This window comes from Paracoccus alcaliphilus, assembly GCF_028553725.1.
Classification (GTDB): domain Bacteria; phylum Pseudomonadota; class Alphaproteobacteria; order Rhodobacterales; family Rhodobacteraceae; genus Paracoccus; species Paracoccus alcaliphilus.
Window position 1 is genome coordinate 2,006,848 of sequence record NZ_CP067124.1, and the last position, 15,621, is coordinate 2,022,468.

17 protein-coding genes are annotated in these 15,621 nt (G+C 65.8%); 5 read left to right on the forward strand and 12 right to left on the reverse strand.

The window, feature by feature from the left end; genetic code table 11:
- Positions 1–83 precede the first annotated feature (83 nt).
- Positions 84–575, forward strand: coding sequence for a single-stranded DNA-binding protein (gene ssb, locus JHW40_RS10290; protein ID WP_090610135.1), 492 nt, complete (start codon positions 84–86; stop codon positions 573–575).
- 88 nt (positions 576–663) lie between these two features.
- Here ssb and JHW40_RS10295 read toward each other — a convergent pair whose 3' ends face one another.
- The 6 genes from JHW40_RS10295 to JHW40_RS10320 are packed head-to-tail and all read right to left on the reverse strand — an operon-like array spanning position 664 to position 5,632.
- Entirely contained in the window at positions 664–1,005 is a 342-nt protein-coding gene (locus tag JHW40_RS10295) for an MmcQ/YjbR family DNA-binding protein (protein ID WP_090610134.1), read from the reverse strand.
- Positions 1,002–2,345: a cytochrome P450 gene (locus JHW40_RS10300; RefSeq protein ID WP_090610133.1), complete on the reverse strand. Its 1,344-nt coding sequence runs from the start codon at positions 2,343–2,345 to the stop codon at positions 1,002–1,004. Before JHW40_RS10300 ends, JHW40_RS10295 begins: the two co-directional genes overlap by 4 nt.
- The gene (locus JHW40_RS10305) at positions 2,342–3,535 is read right to left on the reverse strand and encodes a hypothetical protein (protein ID WP_090610132.1); all 1,194 of its coding nucleotides are present in this window, start codon (positions 3,533–3,535) and stop codon (positions 2,342–2,344) included. Before JHW40_RS10305 ends, JHW40_RS10300 begins: the two co-directional genes overlap by 4 nt.
- Positions 3,536–3,592: 57 nt before the next feature.
- On the reverse strand, positions 3,593–4,276 hold the full coding sequence (locus JHW40_RS10310) for a M48 family metallopeptidase (RefSeq protein ID WP_090610131.1): 684 nt from the start codon (positions 4,274–4,276) through the stop codon (positions 3,593–3,595).
- 10 nt (positions 4,277–4,286) lie between these two features.
- Positions 4,287–5,468 (reverse strand): vWA domain-containing protein, encoded by a 1,182-nt coding sequence (locus JHW40_RS10315; RefSeq protein ID WP_090610130.1) that lies wholly within the window; start codon positions 5,466–5,468, stop codon positions 4,287–4,289.
- Positions 5,468–5,632, reverse strand: a complete 165-nt coding sequence (locus tag JHW40_RS10320) for a hypothetical protein (RefSeq protein WP_170851688.1) — start codon at positions 5,630–5,632, stop codon at positions 5,468–5,470. The genes JHW40_RS10315 and JHW40_RS10320 overlap by 1 nt, the downstream gene beginning before the upstream one ends.
- Before the next feature lie 111 nt (positions 5,633–5,743).
- On the opposite strand from JHW40_RS10320, the gene JHW40_RS10325 reads away from it, so the two are divergent.
- From JHW40_RS10325 to JHW40_RS10335, 3 genes are read left to right on the forward strand one after another with little or no spacing between them, the layout of a single operon-like run.
- Complete coding sequence (locus JHW40_RS10325) at positions 5,744–6,169, forward strand: Fur family transcriptional regulator (protein ID WP_090610129.1); 426 nt, start codon at positions 5,744–5,746, stop codon at positions 6,167–6,169.
- 1 nt (position 6,170) lies between these two features.
- Positions 6,171–6,530: a YigZ family protein gene (locus tag JHW40_RS10330; RefSeq protein ID WP_090610128.1), complete on the forward strand. Its 360-nt coding sequence runs from the start codon at positions 6,171–6,173 to the stop codon at positions 6,528–6,530.
- Positions 6,531–6,554: 24 nt separating this feature from the next.
- Positions 6,555–6,725: a hypothetical protein gene (locus JHW40_RS10335; RefSeq protein WP_170851687.1), complete on the forward strand. Its 171-nt coding sequence runs from the start codon at positions 6,555–6,557 to the stop codon at positions 6,723–6,725.
- 299 nt (positions 6,726–7,024) lie between these two features.
- On the opposite strand, the gene JHW40_RS10340 is transcribed toward JHW40_RS10335, so the two are convergent.
- Positions 7,025–7,453: a pseudoazurin gene (locus tag JHW40_RS10340; RefSeq protein WP_090610127.1), complete on the reverse strand. Its 429-nt coding sequence runs from the start codon at positions 7,451–7,453 to the stop codon at positions 7,025–7,027.
- 262 nt (positions 7,454–7,715) lie between these two features.
- Positions 7,716–9,623: a selenocysteine-specific translation elongation factor gene (gene selB / locus JHW40_RS10345; RefSeq protein ID WP_090610126.1), complete on the reverse strand. Its 1,908-nt coding sequence runs from the start codon at positions 9,621–9,623 to the stop codon at positions 7,716–7,718.
- Between the two features lie 143 nt (positions 9,624–9,766).
- On the opposite strand from selB, the gene selD reads away from it, so the two are divergent.
- Positions 9,767–10,831, forward strand: a complete 1,065-nt coding sequence (selD, locus tag JHW40_RS10350; RefSeq protein WP_090610233.1) for a selenide, water dikinase SelD — start codon at positions 9,767–9,769, stop codon at positions 10,829–10,831.
- On the opposite strand, the gene JHW40_RS10355 is transcribed toward selD, so the two are convergent.
- The 4 genes from JHW40_RS10355 to JHW40_RS10370 form a co-directional block, all read right to left on the reverse strand.
- Positions 10,818–11,198, reverse strand: coding sequence for a DUF1850 domain-containing protein (locus JHW40_RS10355; protein ID WP_090610125.1), 381 nt, complete (start codon positions 11,196–11,198; stop codon positions 10,818–10,820). The two genes, selD and JHW40_RS10355, sit on opposite strands and share 14 nt — an antisense overlap.
- Positions 11,195–13,303 carry a TRAP transporter permease gene (locus tag JHW40_RS10360; protein WP_090610124.1) on the reverse strand — a complete coding sequence of 703 codons (2,109 nt, stop codon included), beginning with the start codon at positions 13,301–13,303 and terminating at the stop codon, positions 11,195–11,197. Before JHW40_RS10360 ends, JHW40_RS10355 begins: the two co-directional genes overlap by 4 nt.
- A gap of 114 nt (positions 13,304–13,417) precedes the next feature.
- The gene (locus JHW40_RS10365; RefSeq protein ID WP_211657180.1) at positions 13,418–14,374 is read right to left on the reverse strand and encodes a TAXI family TRAP transporter solute-binding subunit; all 957 of its coding nucleotides are present in this window, start codon (positions 14,372–14,374) and stop codon (positions 13,418–13,420) included.
- A gap of 114 nt (positions 14,375–14,488) precedes the next feature.
- Positions 14,489–15,505 (reverse strand): LLM class flavin-dependent oxidoreductase, encoded by a 1,017-nt coding sequence (locus tag JHW40_RS10370; protein ID WP_090610123.1) that lies wholly within the window; start codon positions 15,503–15,505, stop codon positions 14,489–14,491.
- Between the last annotated feature and the right edge of the window lie 116 nt (positions 15,506–15,621).

Below are 15,621 nucleotides of genomic sequence, written 5' to 3' on the forward strand. Positions count from 1 at the left end.
TTATTGCCTATGACGGCTGCGGCTTGCGTTGCTCGGCAAGGCTGCGATAGACCTGCCCCAACAGACAGTATCGGAGAGCCCATATGGCAGGCAGCGTGAACAAGGTCATTCTGATCGGCAATCTTGGCCGGGATCCAGAAATAAGGACCTTTCAGAATGGCGGCAAGGTCGCCAACCTGCGGATCGCGACATCCGAGCAGTGGAAGGACCGCACCAGCGGCGAGCGTCGCGAGCGGACCGAATGGCATTCCGTCGCGATCATGTCCGAGGGGCTGGTCAATGTGGTCGAGCGGTTCCTGAAGAAGGGCTCGAAGGTCTATGTCGAGGGGCAATTGGAAACCCGCAAATGGCAGGATCAGTCGGGGCAGGACCGCTATACCACCGAGGTGGTTCTGCGCGGCTTCAACGGCACGTTGCAGATGCTGGATGCCCGTGGCGAAGGCGGCGGTGGCAGCCGTGACAGCGGCGGCGGCTATGACGATTATCGCGGTGGCGATTCGGGCGGGGGTTCAGCGCCCTCGGGTTCGGGCGGTGGTGCCGGTCGCGCCGATTATGATGACGAGATCCCGTTCTGAGGTCGGGTTTTCTGGCCCGTCTGGGTTTGTCGAGCGTATCAGGGGCCGGATTTCCGGCCCCTTGGTTTTGCAAGGTCAGGCCGCGCCGTCAGAGGGTCGCCAGCCCAGCCTGAACCTTTTTCGGCAAGCTGTTGCGGATGATGCGATAGCTGGCGGTGATTCGGTGGCGCAGTTCGGCCTCGTCCGCGTCCAGCGGCAAGGCGATCCAGCTGCGGTGCATATAATCGGCCTTTTGGCCGATGCCCGCTTCGATCAGCATTTCGGCGGTCTCGATGCTGTCGGTCTTGACGGCGACGGTGGGGCGGATTGCGGCGGTGAGGGCGAAGATCCGGGCGCCGACCTTCCAGCAATCATGTCCGCCGCCCCAGGGATCGGACCATTCGGCCCCCGGAAACGCGGCGCAGATGCGGTTGACGGTGTCGCGGCTCATATGGCCTCGCGATGTTCCAGCCGGATCAGGATGCCGTCGCGGCCGCGCACGGTCAAGCGGGCGACAGGGATGGGATCGATGCTGCCGCGCGACAGGCGGAAGGCCGCCGTGATCCTGGCCAGCATCAGCACCCCCTCCAGCATAGCAAAACCGGCGCCGGGGCAGGCGCGCTGACCGGCGGAAAACGGGGTGAAGGCATCGCGGGCAGAGGTCTTGCCCTCGGGCGTGTCCCATCGGTCCGGGTCGAAATCGTCGGGGCGGTCCCACAGCCGCTGATGCCGGTGCAGGTGCCAGGGCGAGATCACCAGTTGCGCCCCCTTGGACACGGCGCGGTTGCGGAAGGTTTCGGGGATGCGCGCCTGCCGCACCATCATCGGCACCGGGGGATAGAGGCGCAGCGCCTCGCGGAACACGGCACGGCTGGCCCTGAGGCGGCTGACGGCGGCGAAATCGCGCGGCAGGCCCGTGCCCTCGGCGGCTACGCGGTCCTGCCATTCGGGATGCGCCGCCAGCAGCCACAGCGCCCATGCCAGTGCCGAAGCGCCGGTTTCATGCCCGGCCAGAAAGAAGGTCGCGACCTGATCGACCATCTCGGGGACGGTGAAGCAGGTGCCGGTTTCGGGGTCGGGCGTGGTCATGATCTTGGTCGCCAGATCGTCAGGGGCGGTGCCATCGCGGATCGCCTGCTGGCGGGTGGCGACCAGCGTTTCGATCAGGCCCCGGATCTCGCCTGCGGTCTGGCGGATGCGGCGCGAATGAAAGCGCGGGAACCAGCGCGGCAGCGGTACCACCGAGGCCAGATTGACCAGCGGCTGCGCGGCCTGATGGGCGCGGAAGGCGCGAAACACACGCTCGGCGATCTGGTGTTCGATGGGCAGCGAGAACAGCGCGCGGAAGATCACATCGGCGGCGGCATGGCTGGTTTCGGGCTCGATATCCACCTCTCCGGGGCGCAGGCGGGTGATGGTGGCCTCGGTCGCGTCCCAGATGGCGCCAAAGCTTTCGCGCAGACGGCCGCCCTCGAAGGCAGGGTCGATGATGCGCCGCTGATGGGCCCATTCCCCGCCATTGCTGATGAAGATCGAGTTGCCCAGCAGTGGCGCCAGACCTTCGCGCAGCCGGTTCGATTTCGGGAAATCGCCGGGCCGCTCGCGCAGGATCAGCCGCACCAGTGCCGGGTCGTTGCAGATGAAGCTGTGGATCAGCGGGTTGCGGAACTCGGCCATCCAGCCGCGATAGAGCCGCTCGGGCAGGGCCGACAGCAGGTCGCGCCGAAAGCCCCGCGCCAGCCGGATAAAGCCGCTGCGTCCGTCGCCGCTGGTGGGGCGGGGCGGGATCATGCCAGCCCCTTGCCCGCGGGCGTGGTGATCCGGCCCGGCGAGGGCGGGCGACCCGCGAATCGTTCCGCCAGCGTCAGCGGCCCGGCGGTGATGGCGAAATAGTCGTAATCGCCCGGACGGTCGAAGGCGCAGAGATACTGGAAATGCTTGCGGAACCAGCGGTTGCGCAACTCCTTTTGCCGCTGCGGCGACAGGGTCCGGGTGAAGGCCGCCGAAATCACCAGCGGCCAGCGTTGATCCGGCCCCGCGACGCCCGTGACCGCCACCGGATCGCACAGGCCAAAACAGCAGGCATCGCCGGGTGCCGAGACATCCAGCCAGAACAGGTCCGGGCTTTCCGATACCAGCGCCAGATCGGCACGCAGCCTTTGCGAGCGTGGCAGGAACGAGGCCATCGGCACCACATGCCCCAGCGTCAGCAGCGCCAGCGCCGGGCCATTTTCCGGCACCCGCCCTGAACGGATCAGATCGGCCAGCAGCGACACGCCCAGATAGGCGCCCGAGGAATGGCCGACGACCAGAACCTCGTCCAGATCGCTGTTCAGAACCTCGGCCAGCCGGTCGGTGAACTGGGCCAGCCGCGCCTCCAGTTCCGGGGGATAGGCGCCGCCATGCTGCGCGGTAAAGGCATAGTCATGCATCAGGTAATAGGCGAAAAGCTTGTGATCCAGCGATTTGAACCAGACCAGCATGCCCCAGACGGTGGCCAGCGCCGCGATCAGCCCGACCGGCCAGCCCAGCCAGATCGAGACCAGCCAGCCAATGCCCGCGCCCAGCAGGCAGGCGGCCAGAAGTTGCGCCAGCAGTACCGCGACCGGATAGAAGGCCGCCAGCAAGGGCGCCAGCCGCAGCCGCATCAGCCTGCGGATCGCACCCGAGGCGAAATAGGTCCATGCCGTCCTGACCAGTTGCAGATAGGTGCCGGCGATGCCGCTTTTCATGGATTTCTGCACCAGATCGGCCCAGATCAGAACCTCGATCTGCGCGGCGGTCAGATCGGTGCCAAATTGCCCCTCGACCGACCAGCCGAAGCGGCCGGAATCGTCGTCCGATCTGCCGGTGCCGATGCGATAACCCGAGATACGGGCCTGTTCGGGCCCCTCGCGCCGGTAAAGCTCGCGATAGCGGCGGGGCGGGATCGGGTCGAAGCCGGGCAGGTAAAGCACCCGGCGACGGAACGAAACGCTCATGGATGGCCTCTTGCTGCGTGGCAGCATGATAGGCTGAACGGGACGGTCTGCAAGGGATCAGCCTTTCTGCCAGCGGGCCTCGTGCTGCTCGATCGCGGCGATGCGGCGCTCGACCGGCGGGTGCGACAGGAACCATGCGGGGGCGGTGCTGCGGCCCCCGGCCATCTTGTCCAGCTTGCGAAACAGCGATTTCTGCGGAGCGGTTCCCAGACCGGCGCGCATCATCAGCGCGCTGGCGAAGCGGTCGGCCTCGAATTCGTCCTGTCGCGACAGGCGGGCGGCGACGGCATTGGCGATCAGCGTGGCAATCCACGGCCCGATGCCCGGAATGATCCGGCCCAGCACGCCCGCCAGCGCCATGCGGATCGCGTTCTGCCCGGCAAAGTCGATCATCCGGCGCCGCGAATGGCCAAGGCTGACATGGCCCAGCTCATGCGCGATGACGCTGGCCAGTTCCTCGGGCGTGACCTCGCAGGCGTCCAGCTTGCGGATGAAACCGCGGGTCAGGAAGATGCGGCCATCGGGGGCGGCAAGGCCGTTGACCGGCTCGACCTCATAGATTTGGGCGCGGATCGGCGGCAGGTCCATCGCTTCGCCCAGACGTTTCAGCATCGGCGACAGGCGGGGATGGTTCAGAGGCGAGGATTTCTGCTTCAGGTCCTGCTTCAGCCGCCAGGCCGAAAAGAACCACATCACCGCCATATAGGCGATCAGCAACAGGATGGGGGTCAGTTTCAGCATGCGACCGGCCTCATCCCAGCACCCGCATCGCCTGCGTCAACCCCTCCAGCGTCAGGGGCATCATGCGGTTCTCGAAGATCTGGCCGATCATGGCGATGGACTGGGTATGGCGCCAATGCGGCTGTGGCACCGGGTTCAGCCAGATGTGATCGGGCCATGTCTCGCAGGCGCGGCGCAGCCACAACTCGCCGGATTCGGGGTTCCAGTGTTCATTCGCGCCACCCGGCGCCACGATCTCATATGGCGACATCGAGGCATCGCCGACGAAGATGCATTTATAATCGCGCCCGTAACGGTGCATGACATCCCATGTCGGCGTCTGCTGGTCCCAGCGGCGGCGGTTGTCGGTCCACAGGCCTTCGTAAAGGCAGTTGTGGAAATAGAAATGCTGCATATGCCGGAATTCGGCCCGCGCGGCCGAGAACAACTCGTCCACCACCCGGACGTGATCGTCCATCGAGCCGCCCACGTCCAGAAACAGCAGCACCTTGACCGCGTTGCGACGTTCCGGCCGCGTCTGCACGTCGATATAGCCGTGATCGGCGGTGGCGCGGATGGTGGCGGGCAGGTCCAGTTCCTCGGCCGCGCCGTGCCGCGCCCATTGCCGCAGCCGTTTCAGCGCGACCTTGATATTGCGGGTGCCCAGTTCCACGCTGTCGTCGAAATCGCGGAATTCGCGCTTGTCCCAGACCTTCACCGCGCGACGGTGGCGGCTTTCATGCTGGCCGATGCGCACGCCTTCGGGGTTATAGCCATAGGCGCCGAAGGGCGAGGTGCCGCCGGTGCCGATCCACTTGTTGCCGCCCTGATGGCGGGCCTGCTGCTCGGCCAACCGCTCGCGCAGCTTTTTCATCAGTTCCTCGAAACTGCCGCTGCCTTCGATTGCCGCCTTTTCCTCGTCGGTCAGCAGTTTCTCGGCCAGCTTTTCCAGCCATTCCTTTGGGATCGCCTGTTCAGTGACCAGCGCCTCGACCGGGATATGCTCAAGACCCGAAAATGCCTCGGCGAAGGCGCGGTCGAAACGGTCGATATGGCGTTCGTCCTTGACCAGAACCAGCCGGGCAAAGTGATAGAACCCCTCGACCCCGTGACCGGGCAGACCCGCCGCCATTCCCCCCATCAGATCCAGCCATTCGCGCAGGCTGACGGGAACTCCTTGTCGGCGTAACCCGTCAAGGAAGGGAATGAACATCAGAACATCCGCTCGATGAAGATGGTGGCGAAAAGGCCCAGAATCGCAAAGCCCAAAGCATAAGCCACGGCATATTGCGCCCGGTCGCGCCGGTTCCCCTTCAACTGGGTGGCGCGGCGCCAGCCCAGAATGGCGCCGATGACGGCTGCGGCGATAACGATCATGGCTGCCTCTGTAAAACCCTTCCCTTGCAGATAGACCGGACCGCCCCGCCGCGCAACCGGACTGCCCTGCGTCCAGTTGCAACTGGCCCCGCCTTGGTGCATGAACAGGACATGACAGAGACGCGCGCGAAACAGCTGGAAGAGGCATTGCGGGCCGCAGGCGTGCGGGTGACGCGGCAGCGCGCGGCGTTGCTGCGGGTGCTGGCCGACAGCGCCGATCACCCCGACGCGACGGAATTGCACAGCCGGGCCGAGGCCGCGGGCGCGGGGGTGTCGCTGGCCACGGTCTATCGCACGCTGACCACCTTGCAGGCGCAGGGCGTGATCGAAAAGCTGGAATTTCAGGGCGAACCGGCCCGCTGGGAAACCGCCGACCAGCAGCATCACGATCACATGATCGACGTCGATACCGGCGAGGTGATGGAATTCACCAGCGAAAGGATCGAGCGTCTTCAGGCCGAGATCGCCGCCGCGATGGGATACGAGATCGTCCATCACCGGATGGAACTGTATGTGCGGCGTAAACAGGCGCGCTGAGATGGCCGGATTGCAGGTTTTCGACAAGATCATCTCGGATCGCGGGTCGCGCTACGCGGTGTCGGGCGGTCCTGCGCGCAACCGGGCCGAGGTGGCGGCGCTGCTGGCAAAGCTGAAATCCGCCAAGCGCTTCCAGAAGGCGACCCATCACAGCTGGGCCGCGATCCTGGAGGGAGAGCCGGTCAAGGACGATGACGGCGAAAGCGGCGCGGGGGCGCTGATTTTGCAAATGCTGGAGCGCGCCGGGCTGCACGATCATGTCGTCGTCGTGACCCGCTGGTATGGCGGCAAGCATCTGGGCGGCGATCGTTTCCGCCATGTCGCGGATGCCGTACGCCACTATCTGGCGCATCATTCCTGAAATCCGGCAGGCTGAAGTCTGGCGATGTCGCAGGCTTGGTCGGCACGGATTGCGCCGGGCTGGCTGTATCGCGATTGGCAGGATGGTCGGCTGGCGCGGGGCTGGCAAACTGTCTGGCATACGGTCCGGCTGGCAATCTGCTGGCGGAACGACAAGGGCGGGGCTGGCGCGCGGCGGCTGGCTGGCGGCCCGTGACGTTGGCTGGCTGGAAGGCTGGCTGATTTGACCGAAGTGCTGGCGGGCGTGATGCTGGCTGGCTGGTTCGGAAGGCTGGCTTGCCGCAAGGGGCTGGCTGGCTGTCTTGAGGGTTGAATAGGCGATTCGCGCGGCGGGGTCAAGAAATTTGTTTGTTTTCAAATAGTTGACTGAAACAATCAGGCAATGCAGGCCAAGTGTTTTACTCGGACTTTGGCGCGAAACGGCGATCAATCGGAAAGCAAACGAAAAAAGGCCCGCAGCGGCGGACCTTTTCATCGTGATCTGTCTGGCAGGGGTCAGCTGGCTTCGCGCCCCGCGCGTTCAAGGATGTCGTCAAAGCGGTTCTGCACGCCGCGCGGCATCTTTTCCGGTAGGGTGATTTCGTGGCCCTCGCCGACCTCGATCAGCATGACCATGCCCATGGCGTAATGCGGTGTGCATTTGATGCCATATATGCCTTCCTCGGTCAGGGTGACCTCCAGCTCCTGGTTGATCTTGCCCTTGATGGGCTCGGCGCCTTCGGGGGTCATCTCCTTGATGCTTTCGGCATTGTGGCTGGGATCGGTGGGGATGAACTTGATCGTATCGCCGGGGGCGACGGTCAGGAAATCGGGCTCATAGACCATGTTTCCGGTGTCGTTGCTGTTCAGCATCTTCACTTCATGCACCTCGGCCCAGACGGGGCCGGTCAGAAGCAGCAAAGCGGTCAGGCTGCGAATAATCATATGGGTTCCTCCTCTGTGTCAGACGGACGTTTCTGAGGCGGCGCGCAATTCTGTTCCATCGCCGCGACCGGACAGGGGTGCGGCGGCTGGCAGGTGGCTGGCAGCCAGAACAGAAAGAGACCAGCCCGTCGGACCGGATGCGCCATTTGACGTGACAAACAGGCTGCGTCGGACCGGATAGTGTTGAGGGCGATGCCTTCCGGCAACCCAGACTTTGGTCGCGAAACGCAGCATTTGCTGCCTGATTGGCGGTCGCATCCGGTCAGAGTTTCGTGAACAGGTCCTGACGATGCGGGTTCAGCCGCCGCAGATCTCCCCGCCGCAGGGTCAGCCCGTGGCGGTCGAAGAAGTCGAGGATCTCGATGGCGACCTTGCGTCCGTTCTGGACCCGGTCGCGAAAGGCGGGGGCGCCGAACCAGCCATCGGGGCTTTCGGCGGCCAGTTCGTGCAGGATGCTGACCATCTCGGCGGTGACCTCGCGCGCGAAGAAATGGTCATGCGCGATCTGGTCGGTGCGCCCGGTCTTTTGGGTCAGCTTCAGCACCCGGCGGATCGTGCCCTCGTCGATGCCGAATTCGGTGGCGAAGTCGCGGACCCGAGGCGGGCGGAAGCGCATGTCGCCGGTCAGGGCGGGCAGGATGCGGGCAAACAGCGCCTCGTCCTCGGGCGACAGTTGCACCTCGTGATCGGGCAGGCGCAGGAAGGCACCGTCAAGGCGGATGCGCCCCTGCGCGGCCTCGTCGCGCAGAAAGGCCAGAAACGCCTCTTTCGGCAGGCGGGGTTGCAGGGCAAGGCGGGTGCGTTCGCGGCCCAGTCCGGGCAGGTCGGGCTGTTCCTCGTGCCACCGGCGCAGCGTGTCGGTCAGATCGTCGCGCAACTGCCGATGCGTCGGGGCCGACAGCGCCAGCCCGCCGATCTCGACCGCGTCGGATTGTTCCAGCACGGCATGGATCTGCGTCGTGGTCAGGCTGCGGTCGCGGGCGAAACCGGCGATATCGACCGGAGCGACCTTTAGCAGCGCGGCCAGCGCCTGCGCCGGATCGGGGTGGGCGGCGGCAGAGATCAGCGCCAGACGTTGTGGCGTGCGGCGCTTGCGGGCCGGGCCGCGCAAATCGAGCAACCGCCCGCCGCCGATGGTGCGGCTGGACGAGGTGTCGCGCAGGATGAAGCGGTCGCCCACGGCGGCAGAGATGGGCCGGTCCAGCACGATCTGCACCGGACCCGAGGCGCCGGGCCGCAGCGGATCGCCAAGCGGCACGATCCGCGCGCCCGCTTCGACCGCGTGGCTGTGCAGGCGGGCGGGGAACCATGTGCCGATGGGTTTGGCCTCGGTGGGCAGCACGTCGAGGATCGCGTCGATCCGGTCGGTCGGCGCGTGCAGTTCGGGCGACAGGACCACATCGCCGCGATGGATCGCCTCTTTGGTGATCGCCTCTCCGGCAAGGTTCAGCGCGCATCGCTGCCCGGCCAGACCCTCGGCGGCGGGCTGGTTCTGGGCATGGATGCCGCGCACCCGCGCCGTCAGCCCGCGCGGCGAGACGGTGACGATATCGCCGATCGCGACACGCCCGCCCAGCACGGTGCCGGTGACCACGGTGCCGGTGCCTTGCAGGGTAAAGCTGCGATCCACGGCCAGCCGGAACAGCCCGGCATCCTGCCGCGCGGTGGTCTCGGCCTCGGCCTGAACGACGGCCTTGCGCAGGGCGTCGATGCCGCTGCCGGTCAGCGAGGAAACCGGAAAGACCGGCGCATCTCGCAGCCCGGTCGGCGCCAGCAACTGGCGCAATTGCGTTTCAACCTCGGCCAGCCGGACGTCATCGGCCAGATCGGCCTTGGTCAGTGCCACGATGCCACGGGTGATCCCCAACAGGTCCAGAATCGCCAGATGTTCGCGCGTCTGCGGCATCACCCCATCGTCGGCGGCCACGATCAGCAGCGCCAGATCAATCCCGCCCGCCCCGGCCAGCATGGTGTGGATCAGGCGCTCATGCCCCGGCACATCGACAAATCCGGTGATCGCGCCGCCCCCCAGATCGGCATAAGCAAAGCCCAGGTCGATGGTGATGCCGCGCGATTTCTCCTCGGCCAGCCGGTCGGTATCGGTGCCGGTCAGCGCCTTGATCAGCGCGGTCTTGCCGTGGTCGATATGGCCTGCGGTTCCGACGATCATGGGATTTCCTTCAGCTTGCAGCCGGACATATCTGATAGCGACAAAGCCGCGCAGTGTCTAACCCCCCCGCGGGGACGGTGGACGCCCGCGCAGGCTTTGCTAAGCTGCCCCGGAACAAACGCAATCTGACCCGTGAGGCCGATATGACCCCGTCTGACCAGCAACAAGAGCCGCGCCTGACCTCCCTTGCCCATGGGGGCGGTTGCGGTTGCAAGATCGCGCCGGGGCTGCTGTCGGGCATCCTGCGCGACACGCGGGCAATGCCCATCCCCGAGGCGCTGCTGGTCGGCATCGAGACCTCGGACGACGCGGCGGTTTACCTGCTGAACGAGACGCAGGCGCTGGTGGCGACGACCGATTTCTTCATGCCGGTGGTCGATGATCCGCATGATTTCGGGCGCATCGCCGCCACCAATGCGATCAGCGACGTCTATGCGATGGGGGCCACGCCGATCATGGCGCTGGCGCTGGTGGGGATGCCGATCAACGTGCTGTCGCCCGAAACCATCGGCCGGGTGCTGGATGGCGGCGCCTCGATCTGTCGCGAGGCCGGGATTCCCATCGCGGGTGGCCACAGCATCGATTCGGTCGAGCCGATCTATGGGCTGGTGGCGATGGGTCTGGTCGATCCGGCGCTGCTGAAGAAGAACAGCGGCGCGCGTCCCGGCGATGTGCTGGTGCTGGGCAAGCCGCTTGGCGTCGGGGTCATGTCGGCGGCGCTGAAACAGGGTGCGCTGGATCCTGCGGGCTATGCGCGGATGATCGACACCACCACGCGGCTGAACCGCCCCGGCCCGGAACTGGCGCGGCTGGAGGGCGTGCATGCCCTGACCGACGTGACCGGCTTCGGTCTGGGCGGCCATGCGCTGGAGATGGCGCGCGGCTCGGGCAGCGATCTGGCGCTGGACTGGCGCGCGGTGCCGCTGCTGGAAGGCGTGCGCGATCTGGCCGAACGGGGATTTGTCACCGGCGCCTCGGGTCGCAACTGGGCCAGCTATGGTCAGGGGATCGCGCTGTCAGCCGATATGTCCGAACTGGATCGCGCCCTGCTGAGCGATCCGCAGACCAGTGGCGGGCTGCTGGTCGCCTGCGCCCCCGATGCGGTCGATCAGGTGCTGGGCATCTTTGCCGCGCAGGGTTTCGCCGCTGCAGCGCCCATCGGGCAGATCCTCGACCGCTCGGATACCCCGCGCGTCATTCTGCGATAGGATCGCTGCAATCCCCGGCCTGCCACAGGCGCAGCGGTTCCGAAGCGCTGCGCCCCAATTCGTGACAGATTGCCCCGGCGCACAGGGTCCAGCCGCCGTCCGTGGCGCCCGAGGCGGCCAGAAACACCTGCTTTTGCGGCGGCAGATCGACGCTGAAGCGCCAGCCATCGCTGACGCGGCGGGCATGGTCGGGAATCTCGACCCCGGCGCCGGGTCCGACGACGAAGGCCTCGACCGGGTGCAGGCCTTCGGGGTCGGCCTGCCAGCGTTCCTCCCACGTGGTGCGGGTGACGGAATGGGTCCAGCGCAGCGTGAACTGGTCGGCGGCCAGCGCCATGATCGCGCCCGCCGCCGCGATGCAGATCATGCCGATGCGCCCTGCAACGGACGGCGGTGGCGCAGCCAGTGCTGAAGGATGAAGCCGAAGGCCAGCACGAACCCGATGATGTCGGCCTGCATCGAGGCCAGGATCAGCGCGATCCCCGCAGCCAGCGCCCATGCGCGTTCCCACAACCGGGCGGGCGCCAGCAGATATCCGATCACGGCAACCCCCCACAGCCCGATGGCCAGCGCGGCCTTGACGGTGACATAGGTGACCTCGGCCCAGAAGCCGAAATGCTCGTTCATGAACGACCCCGGATAGGGGGTCTGCAACATCAACGCGGGGGAATAGACCGCGATGAAGGGCATGACGAAGCCGGCGATGGCCAGCCGCGTCGCATCCATCGAAATCTTCAGCCCCGAGACCTTGGCCATTGGCGCCGCCGCGAAACAGGCCAGCGCCACCGGCGGGGTAAGGTCCGCCATGATCCCGAAATAAAAGACGAACATATGGCTGATCAGCAGCGGAACGCCCAGTTGCTCCAGCGCGGGGCCCGCCAGCGACGAGGTGATGATGTAATTCGGGATCGTCGGGATGCCCATGCCCAGCACCAGACAGGTCAGCATGACCAGCACCAGCGACAGAAACAGGTTGTTCTCGCCGATGCGGATCACCGCGCCGATGAAGGTCGAGGCGATGCCGGTCAGGGTCAGCGTGCCGATGATGATGCCGACGATGGCGCAGGCCGTCGCCACCGGCAGCGCATTGCGCGCGCCCAAGGCCAGCGAATCGCGCACGATGATCAGCCCCTCGCGCGCGCCCCGCAGCACGAAGCACAGTGCCATCAGTACCGCTACCACCACGGCCAGCAGGTTGACGCCGTATTTCAGGAACGCCGCCGAGGCCAGCCCGACCGAGATCCAGAACACGATGCGAAAGACGAATGGTCCGATCTGCGCCGCGATGGCTGTGGCAAGGATCAGCACCACCACCAGCGCCAGCCCCATCGAGCCCGCAAAGATCGGCGTGTAATTGGCGAACAGCAGATAGACCAGCATCCCCAGCGGGATCATCAGCATCCATTGCTTCTTGATCGCCTCCCAAGGGCTGGGCAACTGGTCGCGGGGCAGGCCGTGCAGGTTGTGCTTGCCCGATTCCAGATAGACGGTCCAGAAGCAGACGCCGAAATACATCGCCGCCGGGATCAGCGCCGCACGCACCACGTCGCCATATGGGATGTTCAGCGTCTCGGCCATGATGAAGGCCACCGCGCCCATGATCGGCGGCATGATCTGCCCGCCCATCGAGGATGTCGCCTCGATCCCGCCGGCAAAGGCGGCGCGGAACCCCGACCGCTTCATCAGCGGAATGGTGAACTGTCCCGAGGCCACCACATTGGCCACGCCCGAGCCCGACACCGTGCCCATCAGCGCCGACGACAGGGTGCAGACATGGGCCGCCCCGCCGCGCCAGTGCCCGACCAACCCCAGCGCCACATCGTTGAACAGGTCCAGCATCCCCGCGCGTTCCAGAAAGGCCGCGAAGACCACGAAGATGAAGATATAGGCCGACGACACATAGGTGGGAGAGCCATAGATGCCCTCGGTCCCGAAGGCGAAATGCTCGATCAGCATCGGCGCGTCATAGCCGCGATGCCCTATGATCCCCGGCAGGTTCTCGCCAAAGGCGCAATAGCCCAGAAACAGGCAGGCGATGATGAACAGCGGCCAGCCCATCAGCCGCCGCGCCAGCCAGAAGACCAGCACCAGCAGCACCACGCCCATGGTCAGGTCCGCCGTGGTCAGGAAGTTCGAGCGCAGCAGGATGTCGCGATAGAAGAACCAGTTATACAGCCCGGTGCAGAAGCCCGCAGCGCCCAGCAGCCAATAGAACCCCTGCGAGACGCGGCTTTTCGCCAGCAGGTTGCCCAGCAGCACGAAGCCCAGCAGCAGCAGGAACCCCACATGCATCGCCCGGACGATCTGGCTGGGCAGGCTGCCATATGCGGCGATCCAGATCTGGAACAGGGAAAATGTCAGCGCGATCCAATAGGCGACACGCCCCGGCAGCCCCTCGCCAAAACCGGGCGGCAGGCCCTCGATCTGTTCCTCGGCCTGATGTTCACCATCGGACAGATGCAACTGCGTCATGCGGTATATCCTGATTGTCGTCCAAGGGGGCGCGCCGGGATGCGGTGAATCGGCGCGCCTTTGCAGCCAGCCCGCCGCCGCAGCGGGCGGGCCTGGCCACGGGGAAAGGCGGCGTTACTCGATCACGCCGGTTTCGCGATAGTAACGCTCGGCCCCCGGATGCAGCGGGATGGGCAGGTTCTGCACCGCCTCTGCCGGGTCCAGCGTGGCCGCCGCAGAATGGGCGGCGGTCAGGCGCGGGATGTTCTCGAACATCAGCTTGGTCATCAGATAGACGGTTTCCTCGGACACCGCCTCGCTGGTGACCAGAATATTCGTCACCGCCGCTGTCGGCACTTCCTCATCCTGCCCCGGATAGGTGCCCGCGGGAATCGCCGTGGCCTTGTAGGGGGCGCCGACCGCCTCGACCACGCTGGCGGGGATTTCGACGATGTTGATCTCGTGCGTGGTGGCCAGATCGTTGATGAAGGCCGCGCCGAGGCCCGAGCTTTGCAGCGTCGATTGCAGCTGGCGGTTCTTGATCAGCTCGGCCGATTCCGCATAGGGCAGGAACTCGACCCGGCTCATGTCGTCATAGGACATGCCCGCCGCCGCAAAGATCGCCCGCGCGTTCAGTTCCGTCCCCGAGGCGGGCGCACCGACCGAGATGGTCTTGCCCTTCAGATCCTCCAGCGAATCGATGCCTGCGGCCCGTTCGGCGACGATCTGGATATAGTTGTCATAGATCCCGCCGATGGCGCGCAGATTGGTCAGTTCCGACTGGAACCCGGCCTCGCGGTCGCCCGCCCATGCCGCCATCACGGAATCGCCAAGCGCAAAGGCGACCTCGCCCCGGCCCGCCGACAGCAGGTTCAGGTTCTCGACCGATGCCTTGGTGGCCTGAACCTGCGCGCGCGCATCCTCGATCCCGCCCGCATAGAGTTCGGCCAGCGCGACGCCAAGCGGATAATAGACACCCGAGGTGCCGCCGGTCAGCACGTTGATGAACTCGGCCCGGCTGTCGCCCGCCGTCGCCGAAATCCCGGCAACGGCCAGCGCCGTTCCCGCCAGCAGATTGAGCATCCGCTTCATGTCTGTTCTCCCCAATGTCCTCTCATCGGGGACAAGACTGCGCGGAAAACGATATCAGGCAAAGGGTTTTTTGCGAAAACCGGGGTTTGACGGGGAATTGGGGGCGGGCGCGGGTCAGCGCCAGCCCAGTTCCGGGGCGACATGGGTCAGAATCGCGCCGATCACATGGGCGTTGTATTCGACGCCCAACTGGTTCGGCACGGTCAGCAGCAGCGTGTCGGCCTCGGCGATGGCCTCGTCCCCGGCCAGTTGCCGGGCCAGCCTGTCGGGCTCGTCGGCATAGCTGCGGCCAAAGACGGCGCGCATATTGTCGATGACGCCCACCTGATCGCTGTCGCCGGAACGCCCGAAATACGCCCGGTCGCGATCATCGACCAGCGCGAAGATCGAGCGGCTGACCGAGACACGCGGTTCGTGCGCGTGGCCGGCCTCGCGCCATGCGTCGCGGTATTTGCGGATCTGTTTCGCCTGCTGGACGTGGAAGGGCTCGCCCGTTTCATCCTCTTTCAGGGTCGAGCTTTGCAGGTGCATCCCCATCCGCGCCGCCCAGACGGCGGTCGCATCCGAGGCCGCCCCCCACCAGATGCGGTTGCGCAGGCCCGGTGATTGCGGTTCCAGCGGCAGCATGCCGGGCGGGTTGGGGAACATCGGATTGGGGTTCGGCTGGGCAAAGCCCTTGCCCTCAATGATGTTCAGAAACACCTCGGCATGGCGGCGCGCCATATCGGCCTCACTTTCCCCCTCGGCGGGGTGATAGCCGAAATGCCGCCAGCCATCGATCACCTGTTCGGGCGAGCCACGCGAAATGCCCAGCTGCAACCGCCCGCCCGCGATCAGATCCGCAGCCCCCGCGTCCTCGGCCATATAAAGCGGGTTTTCATAGCGCATGTCGATGACGCCGGTGCCGATCTCGATCCGGCTGGTGCGGGCGCCGATGGCGGCCAGCAGCGGGAAGGGCGAGGCCAGCTGGCGCGCGAAATGGTGGACGCGGAAATATGCGCCGTCGGCCCCCAGTTCCTCGGCGGCCACCGCAAGGTCGATGGATTGCAGCAGGGCGTCCGAGGCGCTGCGGGTGCCGGAATGGGGCGACGGCGACCAATGCCCGAAGGAAAGAAAGCCGATCTTTTTCATGGTTCGTATCCGGTATTGAAATGGTGTGGCGTGGCCCTTGCGACGGGTCACGGGGGGTCACGGGGATTTGTCCCAAAGCTAGGCAGTGCCGACCTGTGCGACAAGGCGCAGGCCCC

What these genes read in the sequence shown, in the direction of transcription:
- JHW40_RS10370 (WP_090610123.1), bottom strand. Translation starts at nt 15,505, where the DNA reads ATGAAAAAGATCGGCTTTCTTTCCTTCGGGCATTGGTCGCCGTCGCCC.
- ssb (WP_090610135.1), top strand. Translation starts at nt 84, where the DNA reads ATGGCAGGCAGCGTGAACAAGGTCATTCTGATCGGCAATCTTGGCCGG.
- JHW40_RS10295 (WP_090610134.1), bottom strand. Translation starts at nt 1,005, where the DNA reads ATGAGCCGCGACACCGTCAACCGCATCTGCGCCGCGTTTCCGGGGGCC.
- JHW40_RS10355 (WP_090610125.1), bottom strand. Translation starts at nt 11,198, where the DNA reads ATGATCTGCATCGCGGCGGCGGGCGCGATCATGGCGCTGGCCGCCGAC.
- JHW40_RS10330 (WP_090610128.1), top strand. Translation starts at nt 6,171, where the DNA reads ATGGCCGGATTGCAGGTTTTCGACAAGATCATCTCGGATCGCGGGTCG.
- JHW40_RS10315 (WP_090610130.1), bottom strand. Translation starts at nt 5,468, where the DNA reads ATGTTCATTCCCTTCCTTGACGGGTTACGCCGACAAGGAGTTCCCGTC.
- JHW40_RS10365 (WP_211657180.1), bottom strand. Translation starts at nt 14,374, where the DNA reads ATGAAGCGGATGCTCAATCTGCTGGCGGGAACGGCGCTGGCCGTTGCC.
- JHW40_RS10335 (WP_170851687.1), top strand. Translation starts at nt 6,555, where the DNA reads ATGTCGCAGGCTTGGTCGGCACGGATTGCGCCGGGCTGGCTGTATCGC.
- JHW40_RS10340 (WP_090610127.1), bottom strand. Translation starts at nt 7,453, where the DNA reads ATGATTATTCGCAGCCTGACCGCTTTGCTGCTTCTGACCGGCCCCGTC.
- JHW40_RS10360 (WP_090610124.1), bottom strand. Translation starts at nt 13,303, where the DNA reads ATGACGCAGTTGCATCTGTCCGATGGTGAACATCAGGCCGAGGAACAG.
- JHW40_RS10310 (WP_090610131.1), bottom strand. Translation starts at nt 4,276, where the DNA reads ATGCTGAAACTGACCCCCATCCTGTTGCTGATCGCCTATATGGCGGTG.
- selB (WP_090610126.1), bottom strand. Translation starts at nt 9,623, where the DNA reads ATGATCGTCGGAACCGCAGGCCATATCGACCACGGCAAGACCGCGCTG.
- selD (WP_090610233.1), top strand. Translation starts at nt 9,767, where the DNA reads ATGACCCCGTCTGACCAGCAACAAGAGCCGCGCCTGACCTCCCTTGCC.
- JHW40_RS10300 (WP_090610133.1), bottom strand. Translation starts at nt 2,345, where the DNA reads ATGATCCCGCCCCGCCCCACCAGCGGCGACGGACGCAGCGGCTTTATC.
- JHW40_RS10325 (WP_090610129.1), top strand. Translation starts at nt 5,744, where the DNA reads ATGACAGAGACGCGCGCGAAACAGCTGGAAGAGGCATTGCGGGCCGCA.
- JHW40_RS10320 (WP_170851688.1), bottom strand. Translation starts at nt 5,632, where the DNA reads ATGATCGTTATCGCCGCAGCCGTCATCGGCGCCATTCTGGGCTGGCGC.
- JHW40_RS10305 (WP_090610132.1), bottom strand. Translation starts at nt 3,535, where the DNA reads ATGAGCGTTTCGTTCCGTCGCCGGGTGCTTTACCTGCCCGGCTTCGAC.